This window comes from Deltaproteobacteria bacterium (genome assembly GCA_019308995.1).
Classification (GTDB): domain Bacteria; phylum Desulfobacterota; class Desulfarculia; order Adiutricales; family JAFDHD01; genus JAFDHD01.
Genome location: JAFDHD010000093.1, coordinates 1 through 12,135 on the forward strand (window position 1 = coordinate 1; position 12,135 = coordinate 12,135).

Genomic DNA, 12,135 nt, shown 5'->3' on the forward strand with positions numbered 1-12,135 from the left:
TCGTGCAGCTCTCGGGCAAGAAAATCCGGGGCTGCCTGTCCTGCTACAAGTGTTTCGCCAATCAGGATAAACGCTGCTCTGTTGACGACGATCTGAACCCATGCCTCGAAAAGATGATGGAGGCCGATGGGATCATCCTGGGCTCGCCAACATACGTGGCCAGCGTTTCCTCTGAGATAAAGGCCCTCATAGACCGGGCCTGCCTGGTCTCCACGGCCAACGGCGCGCTGTTCAGACGCAAGGTCGGCGCCTCGGTCGTGGCCGTGCGCCGGGCAGGCAGCGTCAGCGCCTTCGACACCCTCAACCATTTCTTTTTATACAGCCAGATGATCGTACCCGGCTCCAGCTACTGGAACATGGGCATCGGCCTTAACCCGGGAGACGTGGAAAAGGACGAGGAAGGCATAAATATTATGAAAAACCTGGGCCGAAACATGGCCTGGCTGCTTAAAAAGATAAACGCCTGAGAGGGATCCGTGACATGGAAGGCGTGAAAGACGCGGGTGAGGCCAGAAAGGCAGGACCACCTGCCTCCTGTTTATGTGTCCCGGCATGGACGGTATGGTCGCTGCGGTCGAAAATGGAAGGACCACCCGGCTGGTCGGATTTTAAAATCAACCACAATTATTTTTAAGGAGGGGACTTAACATGAAAGTTTTAAGAACACCTGACGATCGGTTTAAGAACCTGCCCGGCTTCCCGTTTGAGCCGCATTATGTTGAGGTGCCCGATGGTGAAGGCGGGAGCCTCAGAATCCATTATGTGGATGAAGGACCTCGTGAAGCCAACCCCGTGCTTCTCATACACGGTGAACCGTCCTGGTCTTATCTGTACCGTAAAATGATCCCCATCATCGTTGAGGCCGGTCACCGCGCCGTGGCGCCGGATCTGGTTGGGTTCGGGCGCTCCGATAAGCCGGCTGACCGCAACGACTACACCTTCCAGCGTCATGTGGACTGGATGCACGCCTTCCTGGACAAATTAAACCTGAAAAATATTACCTTTTTCGGCCAGGACTGGGGCGGCCTGATCGGGCTGAGGCTGGTAGCGGAAAAGCCCGATCTTTTCGATCGCGTCGTGGCGGGCAATACCGGGCTGTCCACTGGAGACGCCACCCTTTCGGAGGCCTTCTTGCAGTGGCAGAAATTTTCCAAGGAGGTTCCAACCTTCGATGTGGGCCGGATGTTTAAAGGGGCTTTCAAGACACCACCGTCAGATGAAGTTCTGGCCGCATACGAGGCCCCGTTCCCGGATGAATCTTATAAAGAAGGCGCCCGCATTTTTCCATCACTCGTGCCCACCAGACCGGACGATCCGGCCTCGGAAGCCAACCGGCAGGCCTGGAAGGTGCTCTCCAAGTTTGAAAAACCCTTCCTCACAGCCTTCAGTGACGGAGACCCGATCACTCGCGGAGGGGATCGCATCTTTCAAAGCCAAATTCCGGGCGCCAAAGGTCAGCCTCATACAACCATCAAGGACGCCGGTCATTTTTTACAGGAAGACAAGGGCGAAGAACTCGCTAAGGTCATAGTTGACTTTATTTCCAGTACCTGAGCCTGAGAGGGAGGCGCCATTTCACCTGAACAAGAGATTAAGGATTTATTAACCGAAAAAGGCGCAGGCGTTCCCTTTGTGGCGCTCCATGGAAATTCCACATATTTTTACTCTGGGGGAACATTATCCTTAAAGCTCTGGAAAGGGTGGAGTTCACTATCGAGGAGTAGCCTTGGGAATTTAATGCCCGCGTAGAAATAAAATCTTTAAACCGAAAAAACCCTCACTCACTTCAACTCGCTCACAGGGATGGTGTGGCTCCTGGCGGCATCTGATGGGCGTGGTCTGGGGTATGGTAATCGAGAAAGAATCGGAATCGGGCCTGATACCACCAGGGTTTTGTCATGCTGTTCTCTCCATGTCTTTGTTCTAATATCTTGAATAGATAAGCCTTTATTGAAATTTAAGGAAAAAAGATTTTTCTGTCAAGGAAAAATTGTTTTAGCCCTGTCTTCCAGTTTTTTCACAATATTTACAGTGAAATGAAGCAGTTATAATGTTAAGGGTACGGGCCGCTCTCAAACCCGGTTTTTGCTTGACATTCATATTTTCCATATATAAAATTCTGTTCAATTTATTGAAATAGTAACAGCGGACAAAAAAGCCTCTGAAACCATGGGGAAATAGGATGTCCAGGCCTCAAAATTATCCCCTCTCTATCTCCACCAAAGGAACTCAAGATCACTACACCGGCCGGTGGGGAGTGCTCAAACCATTCTTTGATGAAAAGCTGTCTCCCTGCCGCCATAGATGCCCGGGCTCAATCCACATCCCCAAATTCATGAATCTGGTTCAGGATCAAAACCTGACCGATGCCTGGCGCACCATCTGCGAAGAGAACCCCATGCCCAGGATAACCGGCCGGGTGTGTTTTCATCCTTGTGAGGAAGATTGCCTCAGGCAGAACCTTGACCAGCCCATAGCCATTCACCAGGTCGAGCGTTTTGTCGGGGACTGGGCTTTTAAAAACGGGCTGCGTCACTTTGAACCGACTGGCGATCTGACAGGTCCCAGGCTAGCCGTGATCGGCTCCGGCCCGGCGGGCATCGGATGCTGTTATCATTTACTGAGACTTGGATATCAGGTTTCACTGTTTGAAGCCATGCCAGAATTAGGCGGCCTTCTCAGGTACGGCATTCCCGGCTATCGGCTGCCTAAGGACGTTCTGTCAGAGGAATTGGAAATGATTCTTGGCTCGTGGGTCGGCCTTCATCCGGGAGTGAAAATCGGTCGGGATATATCCTGGGAGGAAATTCAATCTGATTTTGAAGGCATATTTCTAGGGCCGGGCGCTCAGCAATCTATAAGTCTGGGGCTCGAAGGAGAAGAGATAGGAGGCGTCGCGGATGGGCTTGATTTCCTGAAGACCGTGGAGGCGAACCCTTTCATCAGGCCGGGCCAGAGGGTCTTGATTCTGGGAGGCGGCAATACGGCCTTTGATGTGGCGCGGGCCGTTCTGCGCCTTCAAGGGCTGCCTTTGATCCTCTATCGCCGTTCCAAAGAGGAGATGCCAGCCTTTGAAGATGAAATCATGGAAGCGGAGGAGGAAGGGATTGAGGTCCGGACCCTCATATCTCCCAGGGGGATTGTTCGAGACGAAGAGGGGCTGAAGGGCCTGACCTGCGTCAGGAATCGCATCACCGATCTCGGTCCTGACGGACGCCGGGGATTTGTTCCCATCGAAGGTTCGGATCATTTCATGGCCGGGGATTTCATCGTCACGGCTTTTGGGCATCTTGCCGACGCCGAGGCCCTCCCCTCTGGCGTCAAGGTGGTGCATGGTTCGGTGACCGTAACCGCACAAGGCGCTGCCGGGTCTGGAGGAGTGTTTGCCGGGGGGGATGTGACCGCTGCGCCGCGTTCGGTTATCCATGCCCTTGCTTCTGGCAAGCGGGGAGCCTTGGGGCTGGATGCGTATTTCAAGCATCAAAAAGAGGTTCGACCAGATAAGTTCACACCCCTGCCTCTGGTGAAGGCGGACCAGATTAACCTCCATTATTTCAGCCAGAGCTTACGGATGGTTCCTGAGCGGAGACTTGCCACAGAGAGGGTCTCTGACTTTCATGAAATTCAAGCCACTCTTACGCCAGAGGCCGCGGCCCAGGAAGCCTCTCGCTGTGTTAAGTGCGGTTTCTGCAATGCCTGCGGAAACTGCGCCTTCTTCTGTCCTGACCTGGCTGTCTGCCTCGATCCTGGCAATCAGACGATTCTCATTGATGACCGCTACTGTAAAGGATGCTGTATATGCGTCGAGGAGTGCCCGCGCGGGGTCCTGTCCGTGGAGGTTGAGACATGAAAGAACTCCTGACCGGCAACGAAGCCGTTGCGCGAGGGATCGGTCTTGCCAGGGTCGAGGTCGTTTCGGCTTACCCCATTACCCCTCAAACCTCTGTGGTCGAGGAAGTGGCGAAGTTGTGCGCCGCGGGAAAGTTAAAGACGCGGTATATCAGAATCGAGTCTGAGCACTCGTCCATGGCTTGTACGGCCGCGGCCTCGATGACCGGCGTCAGAGCTTTTACAGCCACCTCATCCCAAGGGCTGGCCTACATGCATGAGATGCTTCACTGGGCTTCAGGTTCACGCCTGCCTATCGTGATGGTCAATGTGAACCGCGCCCTGGGAGCGCCTTGGAATCTCTGGTCCGATCATTCCGACAGTCTTTCTCAAAGAGACACCGGCTGGCTGCAGCTTTACTGCCACACGAACCAGGAATGTCTGGACACCTTAATCCAGGCCTTTCGTCTGGCCGAGACCGTTTTGCTGCCAGTGATGATCGTTATGGACGGGTTTATTCTTTCTCACACCATGGAACCGGTGGATGTGCCTCGACCGGAGGACGTGGATGCCTTCCTGCCTCCTTATGAAGCCAGGTATCGGCTCGATCCCAGGGAGCCTCACGTTTTCAATATTCTGGCGGACTCGCGCGATTTTATGAGGATGCGGCGACAGGCCCACGAGGATATGAACAGGGCCGTGGAGCTTCTTGAGGATATTGAGCTTGAGTTTCAAAATACATTCAGCCGGAGCTACGGAGTTTTAGAGGCGTATTTGACCGAAGACGCCGAAGTGGTTCTGGTGGGCCTGGGTGCTACCTGCGGGACGGTCAAGGACGTCGTGGATGAACTCCGGAGGCAGGGCTTCAAGGCCGGTCTGGTCAGAATCCGGATGTTTCGTCCCTTCCCGGCGCGGAAGTTAAGGGAGATTCTGCTGAATCAGAAAAAAGTGGCGGTCCTTGACCAGGCTGTCTCCATGGGCGCCGGCGGGACCCTTTCGCAGGAAGTGAAACAGGCCCTTTTTGACGACCCTCATTTCCGGACACGGGAAGCGCCTCTGGTTTTTTCTTTCATCACCGGCCTGGGTGGGTTGGATATCACTCCCGAAATGCTGGAACGCATCTTTAAAGAAACGATACATGCTTCAGGCCCACAGGAAGAACCATGCTGGATGGAAGATTAAGATGAATAAAGACTGGTGGGAATCCCCGGAATTCCTGCATCCGGGACATGCCTTTTGTGCCGGGTGTGGATTTATTATCGCCTTTCGCCATATCTTGAAGGTCTTGGGTGCGGACACCATCGTCGCCATAACCGCGGGGTGTCTGGGAACGAATTCCGGGTTTTTGCCGAGTTCGCCCATCAAGGTGGCCGGGTACAACACCCCCTTCGCCTCGGTGGCGGCCGCGGCCACGGGAATACGCGCCGCGCTCGACGCCAGAGGGAACTCTTTGACCCAGGTCATAGCCGTGGCTGGCGACGGCGGTACTTATGACATCGGCCTCCAGGCCCTATCCGCCGCAGCAGAAAGAAACGAAAATTTTATCTACCTCTGTTATGACAACGAGGGATACATGAACACGGGCGTACAGCGAAGTTCAGCCACCCCTTTGGGGGCCTGGACAACCACCACGCCTGAAGGCAAGGCCGGACCTAAAAAAGACCTGCCCGCCATCATGATGGCCCATCGCATCCCTTATTTCGCCACGCTCACCCCGGCTTTTCCGGAAGATTTCCTGGCCAAGGCGCGCCAGGCTGAGGCCATCAAAGGGATGCGTTTCCTGCAGCTCCTTTCTCCCTGCCCGCCGGGCTGGGGCATTCCCTCGCAGGCAACCGTGAAGCTGGCTCGGCTGGCGGTTCAAACAAGGGTCTTTCCTCTTTATGAAGTTTATGACGGAAAGAGGATCATTCTCAATTTAGAGCCCGAAAAGGTACCGGTAAAGGACTATTTGAGAGCGCAGACAAGGTTTAGAACACTCTCCGATGAAGAGATGGAGCACGTGCAGAAAGAGGTTGATTTCCACTGGGCCGAGCTGAAGGCCCGGGCCGACTGGTTCGCCTCAAAGGCAGACGATGCAGCCCTTTGACGGATACTTATTTTATCCGCGCTGAGACTGTTCGATTATTTTATAAAGGAGCACACGAATGTCACCTAAAAAATCGAAAGCAAAGAAAACGATTCTCCTGGGCCTTGACGGCGCTGACCCCTTAATGGTGAAGCGTTTTATGGATGAGAGGAAACTGCCAAACCTGAAAAAGGTCATGGACATGGGCACGACCACCGAATCTTTATCAATGCTCGGGGTGCATCCGACCATCACCCCGCCGAACTGGGCGAGCCTGGCCACCGGAGCGAATCCGGGGACACATGGCATCACCTGTTTCTGGAACCACACCATTGGTAAGGACCTGCTCACGCTGAGCTATGGCTTCAATTCACGGCTCAGTGAGGCGGAATTTATCTGGGACGCCGCAGCCAGAGCTGGTAAAAAGAGCATCCTCTTCAACTATCCCACCGCCTGGCCCCCGACCAATAAGGAACATACCATCGTGGTGGACGGCTCGATGGTCGTCGTCAACACCAGGGCCATGGTCGCTCATGAAACCATCTATTATTGCAAGGAGGGTGATTTCCCTATTGAAGAAACCCCGCATTTTACGGATGAGACCGGGGTGGACTGCATGATCGAAGGGGAAGTTGACGAAAAAGACTTTGACGTCTCCGAAGGCGAGGCCGTGGCCACCACCGCCCTGGAGGGCTTTAAGATCAAGGCCCTCGAGGAAAGGCGCGCTGCGGGCATGGGGGCCTTGAGGTACGACCAGGTCAAGACCCCGATTAAACCGGCCCGCGGCTGGAAGAGTGAGGCCAGTTCGGCCAAAGAGGTGGTTTTACCGGTTAATAACGGGCTGGAGAGGCGCTATGGATTGATCGTCGCGGCAGACGGCCAGAAGTATAACAGGCTTAAAATTTACTCCAAAAAGCAGGAGGAGGAGCCTATTGGAGAAGCTCGGGCCGGGGAATGGAGTGAATGGATATACGATCGTTTCAGGATCGCGGGAGAGACAAGGCCGGTGGCTTACAAGATAAAGATACTGAATCTTGAAGAAGACGGCTCAAGCATGGATTTCTATTGTTCCTACACCATAGACCTGTCTAACGATATATGGATGTACCCCCGCAAATTAGGGGCCGAGCTTTACGAAAAAATAGGCCCGATAATGCATCACTCTTACTGCGGGATTCATAGCCTCATGGCCGAGGCGCACGCTCAGATGTATGACTGGTACGCCAGGGCCCTCTTATACCTGATTGCCAACTATGAATGGGAGCTGCTGTATGTCCATGTCCACGCCTTAGATTATGCCAATCACATCTATCAAAATGCAATTCTGGAAGAGCACAACCCGAATTATCAGAAGCACATTGACAACCTGTACAGGTATTACAAGATTTCAGATGATCTTGTCGGAGAAATGCTCAAGGTCATGGATGAGGATACTCTGCTCTTCGTCGTCTCGGACCACGGCGGGATGAGCCGTGAAGCCGGGTGTGAGACGCCTCTTGTGGGCGATCCCCACAGCGTTGCGGGCAAGGTCATGGAAGACCTGGGCTACATGGTTGTGGACCGGAAAAAAGAGCCGCCTGAAATCATCTGGGAGAAGACCAGGGCCATCAGTCAGCGCTCCGGTTATATCTATATCAACCTCAAGGGCCGGGAACCCCATGGCAGCGTGGAGCCTGAGGAGTACAACGCCCTGGTGGAAAAGATAATTGATGATCTCCTGTGCATGAGAGACCCTGGCAATGGCCGGCGGCCGATCGCTTTAGCCCTAAGAAAAGAAGATATGCCCATGTTAGGGCTATACGGGAACCATGTGGGGGATATTTACTTCACCTTCAACTCCAGCTGGACCAGAGTTCATGGCACCCAGCTTACCACAAGCGTTTACAAAGGCACTTCTGTTGGATGCCTGTTCATGGCTGCCGGTCCGGGAATCAAGAAGGGTGAAATTATTAAGCGGCCGGTAAATGTCATTGATATCGTGCCCACCATCTGTCATTTGACCGACATTCCTCTTCCAAGAGATGTCGAGGGTGGGATTATCTACCAGGCTCTGGAAGGGTTTTAAGGCTTAAGCAGCAGATGGGGAGAGGCGTTAAAAGGAAAAAAGACAAGGGGGTGGCCTTTGCCTTCAAGTTTAATCACGGAACTCAATGAAAAAAATTTTGACAGCGAGACTTTTGACAGCGAAGGGCCTGTCCTGGTCTATTTCGGGGCTGAGCAGCGCTGTGGGATTTGCATGAAGCTTGTTCCGCTCCTTGAAGAGCTGGCCGAAGAATACGCCGGGAAACTCAAGGTGCGCAAAGTGAACGTTGATCAATGTCCATCCCTGGCCACAAGGTTCAGGCTGAGAGGCATTCCGGCTTTATTCCTGTTCAAAGACGGCCTGGTCGAGGAGCAGTTAGGAGGGTTTCATGAGAAGGCGGCGCTGGTTTCCGTTCTGGATAAGCATCTTCGTTAGTTTCATGCTGTTCGTGGGCGGTTTGATGAACTTTACAAACGCAGAGACGGGCGGAGTCAGCGGTAAAAAAGGAGGAAAACACATGATCAAATGGGAATCCATCAAGGGGGTTGAGATAAGTCCCGGTTCCGGCTGGGGCCCTGAATTCAATGTTGTGAGGTTGGAAAGGGACCTGGCCTTAGCCAAAGGCATGGGTTTTAACGCAGTGAAGACATGGCTTGTCAGCGAGGCGTATTTTGAACACCGTGAGCTCATGTTGAAAAATGTCAGAACGTTTATTGAGCTTTGTAAGAAGCACGGATTATATGCCAGCTTCCTGCTTTTTCATATGGGCGGAGGCTCCACTCATCCCCAGGAGTTGAACCGGGAGGTTGTTTGGATTCCGGCCGAAAAAGCCCTTAAGCAGTGTTCCGATCTGATTGACGAGGTCGCTCGGGAATCGAATCGTCCGGGCTGGCCGCTGTTTTTTCAAAATTATGTCAGGCGGTATGCCACCGGAACCCTCATTCCCTTCTGGGGTGATCCTTCTCAACTCTACCTTCAGGGCTCGACTACTGATCCGCCTTACAGCAAATGGGACGAGGAAGACTGGCCCAAGTATGATGAATATATCAAGGCGATTTTGACCGCGTTTGGTAACAACGAGAATGTCATCTTGTGGGATGTTATGGGCGAGCCATACATCATCGCCAACTATCCCTGGCTTTTCAAACTCCTGAACATGAAGTTCGATGAGGAGAGAGTAACCGCTTTTCTCAAACACTTCTGCCAGTTAGTAGCCGGTTTCTCCCCCAAGGGAGCTATTACAGTGGGCGCTGGAGGTGTGGAAAGCGTTAAAAGAGTGGAGGAGGTCGCTGGCGAATATACCACCCTGATATCTGTGCACTGGTTCGGACCGGAGCCCGAACAGACCAGGCAGGTGCTGACCGCGGTAAAAGAGTTCGGGGCGTCCGCAGGAAAACCTGTACTGCTTACTGAATTTGGGAACCTGACGCTGCATGATTCCGTTCTGGATGATTCCCGGGTTTTGGGAACCGACGAGGGGCAGCTCAAATATTACCAGGACATTTTTCCTGTTGTTGAAAAAATGGAGATAGGTTGGTTTCTCTACTGCCTGATTACCGGCGAAGGACCATTTGCCAACTCCGGCCTACTTTATCCGAGCGGTCTTAATCGGCCGGCGGCAAACTATTTAAGGGACCGGCTTAAGAAATAAGGCGCGTAAATTGGTAACTTAAAAACTATTTAGGCGTTAGGAGTCTAAGAAACAATGTTAATGCTTAAAAGAAATTAAACTGTTGGGTGTAAAGAAGGAGAAAAAGATGAGGAAAAAAGGACTTATAATTGTTATTGGGTTATTTTTAATGGTCAGTTTATCAGCAGGTTACAGTCTTGCGGCTGATAAAGACACGGTCACGATTGCTATTGCCGCCGCAATGACCCAGGCACTCAATTGGGAGAGTCGGTGGTTAGCTACAGGTTTTCCGAGGATTTATTCAAATGGAGCAAGCGCGAAGGTGACCTGGTGAGAGGTTTGGCTGACAGCCAATGGTGTGGCAGTTCCGAATCACCTTTCCTTCTGAAGCGTGAACAGGGTTGGTATCTCTTTATGACACATGTCGGACCCGGTCACTACCACAGGACCAAAGTGTGGTTCAGTAATGATCCCACCAATTTCGGTACGGATGAAGACCATATCGCTATGCTTTTCACTCATGCCGCGCAAATCATCGAGTATGACGGTAAAACCTGGATAACGAATACGGGATGTCACTCTCCCTACTATCGGGTTGATTTCCCAGATAATATTGGTGTCGAGGTCACGGAATTGCAATGGACCTAGGAGGCCAATCCACAATAGAAGGTCTAATATGATAGCAACTTATTTTGCTTTACCCCCCGTGTTTTGTGGTCGGGCATTCAGAGCGTTGATCCTTGAATTTTTAGCTTTCCTAAATCATGGTACAGGAGGAAGATCATGACCAAACGTATTTTTACGAGCGCCGTCCTGATTCTGACGGTTGCGCTTTTAATGGTTTCTTCATCTACCCAGGCCAAGGAGAGACCTGAGAACACCTTTGTTTTAGCCATTGCCTCGGACATTAGCACCTTGGACCCCAATCATGTCAGGGGCTGGGCTTCGCGAGGCGTTTGGGCTTACATCTATCAGCCCTTGATCTTTGTCAGCGGCATTGATCGGACGCCCCTCCCTGGTTTGGCTGAATCGTGGGACCTGGTTAACCCGACCACATGGAAATTTAAAATAAGAAAAGGGGTGAAATTTGAGAATGGTCGGCCATTCACCGCGGCCGACGCCAAATACTCCATTGACCGAATTTTACGCCGGGTGAACAAGCGCTATCCGGGTTTCGCTACCAAGATGTTTGGTCGGTTCATTGACCAGGTGGAGACTCCGGATGACTACACGCTGGTGATAACTACTAAATACCCGGAAATAACCTTTATTCATCTGATCAGCGCTATTTTCCTGGTGTCTGAGACTTACGTCGAGGAAGTGGGTGACAAGGAAATGGCCAAGAATCCTATAGGCACCGGGCCTTTCAAATTTGTCGAGCGACAGCCCAGCGAATCTATTACCCTTAACGCCAGTGAAGGTTACTGGAACACCAATCCCGCGCCCGGTACGTTCGGCCCGCCTAAAATTGACCGCGTCGTGATGCGGATCATTCCCGAAATGCAGACCCGAATAGCCGCGCTTAAAGCAAAAGAGGTTGACGGTAACGGGGGTATCCAGGTTGACGCAGCCAGAGAGCTGGAAAAGAATCCCGAGATTAATCTTTTTTACACGGTAGATAACAGCCCCCAAATGCTATTGTTCAACTGGCGGGCGGATAAAGACCCTAAAACCGGCAAACCCAACCCGTTTAAGGACGTTCGAGTTCGGCGGGCCCTAAACCACGCCATAGACGTCCCGACGCTCATCAAGAATTATCTCACCGGCCGTGAACTCCGTGCCACCCTGATCGGCTCTGGCGCGGTGGGCTACAACCCTGACGTCCCCTTTTACGAATACAACCTGGAAAAAGCCAGGCAGCTTCTGACCGAAGCTGGCTATCCTAAAGGATTTGAATTCACTTTTCACACGATCGCCAATATGCCGCCGGTCTTCCAGGCCATCCATCAGTACTGGCGTGATGCGGGCCTGAAAGTGAACCTGAGGGTCACCACTGTGCCAGTGATCGTGAACGAGGTCATCCGTAAAAAACTTTACGGGGTGGTCAATTGGAGCGCCGGTCGAGGCCGAGAAACAGCCAAGCAATTCTTCGACTCCACCATGAGATATAATGGAATTTGGAGCCTGCACGCCAAAGATGAGCGGGTCGAGGCCCTGGTGGAAAAACAAGGCAAGGAGTTCGATCAAGAAAAACGAGCTGCATTAATACACGAAGTGGTCAAGATTTTGTGGAAAGACGCCTGGTTTGTGCCTTTGTGGGAGCCGGTGGTCATCAAGGCCATCCGAAAGGAATGGGAATATGAAGACTGGCCGGCGGCGTTAAGCATCTATCTAACCAATTTGTCGCGTAAAAAGTAAGGCAGGTGTTTACAATCAAAAATTTACTAGTTCGGGAAAAGTAAGCTTTAACCTGATGAGCCAGATTTAAGGATAAAATCAATGATAAATCCAAAACTGTCCGGATCGCTAATCAAAGGGTTCATGATCATTGAACTCTTATCCGAATTTCAAGAGATGACCCTGACTGAGCTGAGCAATCGTCTTGAATTGAACAAAAGCTCGGTCCACCGGCTGCTTTCAACGCTGGTC

12 protein-coding genes are annotated in these 12,135 nt (G+C 52.2%); all 12 read left to right on the forward strand.

Annotated elements, in window-relative coordinates; translation table 11 throughout:
* Positions 1-467 (forward strand): flavodoxin family protein (locus JRI95_13210; GenBank protein ID MBW2062501.1); only part of this gene is annotated, 467 nt, incomplete at its 5' end.
* A gap of 181 nt (positions 468-648) precedes the next feature.
* Positions 649-1,554 carry a haloalkane dehalogenase gene (locus JRI95_13215; GenBank protein ID MBW2062502.1) on the forward strand — a complete coding sequence of 302 codons (906 nt, stop codon included), beginning with the start codon at positions 649-651 and terminating at the stop codon, positions 1,552-1,554.
* A 628-nt stretch (positions 1,555-2,182) separates the two neighbouring features.
* On the forward strand, positions 2,183-3,850 hold the full coding sequence (locus tag JRI95_13220; GenBank protein ID MBW2062503.1) for an FAD-dependent oxidoreductase: 1,668 nt from the start codon (positions 2,183-2,185) through the stop codon (positions 3,848-3,850).
* The gene (gene porA / locus JRI95_13225; protein ID MBW2062504.1) at positions 3,847-5,010 is read left to right on the forward strand and encodes a pyruvate ferredoxin oxidoreductase; all 1,164 of its coding nucleotides are present in this window, start codon (positions 3,847-3,849) and stop codon (positions 5,008-5,010) included. Before JRI95_13220 ends, porA begins: the two co-directional genes overlap by 4 nt.
* Position 5,011: 1 nt before the next feature.
* Positions 5,012-5,914 carry a pyruvate synthase subunit beta gene (locus tag JRI95_13230; protein ID MBW2062505.1) on the forward strand — a complete coding sequence of 301 codons (903 nt, stop codon included), beginning with the start codon at positions 5,012-5,014 and terminating at the stop codon, positions 5,912-5,914.
* 58 nt (positions 5,915-5,972) lie between these two features.
* Entirely contained in the window at positions 5,973-7,958 is a 1,986-nt protein-coding gene (locus JRI95_13235; protein MBW2062506.1) for an alkaline phosphatase family protein, read from the forward strand.
* Between the two features lie 57 nt (positions 7,959-8,015).
* Positions 8,016-8,351 carry a conjugal transfer protein TraF gene (gene traF / locus JRI95_13240; GenBank protein ID MBW2062507.1) on the forward strand — a complete coding sequence of 112 codons (336 nt, stop codon included), beginning with the start codon at positions 8,016-8,018 and terminating at the stop codon, positions 8,349-8,351.
* A complete protein-coding gene (locus JRI95_13245; GenBank protein ID MBW2062508.1) occupies positions 8,305-9,567 on the forward strand; it encodes a cellulase family glycosylhydrolase in 1,263 nt (420 codons plus the stop codon). Before traF ends, JRI95_13245 begins: the two co-directional genes overlap by 47 nt.
* A 106-nt stretch (positions 9,568-9,673) precedes the next feature.
* The gene (locus JRI95_13250) at positions 9,674-9,880 is read left to right on the forward strand and encodes a hypothetical protein (GenBank protein ID MBW2062509.1); all 207 of its coding nucleotides are present in this window, start codon (positions 9,674-9,676) and stop codon (positions 9,878-9,880) included.
* A gap of 80 nt (positions 9,881-9,960) precedes the next feature.
* Complete coding sequence (locus JRI95_13255; protein MBW2062510.1) at positions 9,961-10,194, forward strand: hypothetical protein; 234 nt, start codon at positions 9,961-9,963, stop codon at positions 10,192-10,194.
* A gap of 135 nt (positions 10,195-10,329) precedes the next feature.
* Positions 10,330-11,904, forward strand: coding sequence for a hypothetical protein (locus tag JRI95_13260; GenBank protein MBW2062511.1), 1,575 nt, complete (start codon positions 10,330-10,332; stop codon positions 11,902-11,904).
* A gap of 81 nt (positions 11,905-11,985) precedes the next feature.
* Positions 11,986-12,135: helix-turn-helix domain-containing protein (locus JRI95_13265; protein MBW2062512.1), on the forward strand; the 150-nt coding region annotated here is incomplete at its 3' end.

Coding starts and splice junctions, on each gene's coding strand:
- JRI95_13250 (MBW2062509.1), top strand. CDS start 9,674: ATGAGGAAAAAAGGACTTATAATTGTTATTGGGTTATTTTTAATGGTC.
- JRI95_13235 (MBW2062506.1), top strand. CDS start 5,973: ATGTCACCTAAAAAATCGAAAGCAAAGAAAACGATTCTCCTGGGCCTT.
- JRI95_13260 (MBW2062511.1), top strand. CDS start 10,330: ATGACCAAACGTATTTTTACGAGCGCCGTCCTGATTCTGACGGTTGCG.
- JRI95_13255 (MBW2062510.1), top strand. CDS start 9,961: ATGACACATGTCGGACCCGGTCACTACCACAGGACCAAAGTGTGGTTC.
- JRI95_13245 (MBW2062508.1), top strand. CDS start 8,305: ATGAGAAGGCGGCGCTGGTTTCCGTTCTGGATAAGCATCTTCGTTAGT.
- JRI95_13220 (MBW2062503.1), top strand. CDS start 2,183: ATGTCCAGGCCTCAAAATTATCCCCTCTCTATCTCCACCAAAGGAACT.
- JRI95_13215 (MBW2062502.1), top strand. CDS start 649: ATGAAAGTTTTAAGAACACCTGACGATCGGTTTAAGAACCTGCCCGGC.
- porA (MBW2062504.1), top strand. CDS start 3,847: ATGAAAGAACTCCTGACCGGCAACGAAGCCGTTGCGCGAGGGATCGGT.
- JRI95_13230 (MBW2062505.1), top strand. CDS start 5,012: ATGAATAAAGACTGGTGGGAATCCCCGGAATTCCTGCATCCGGGACAT.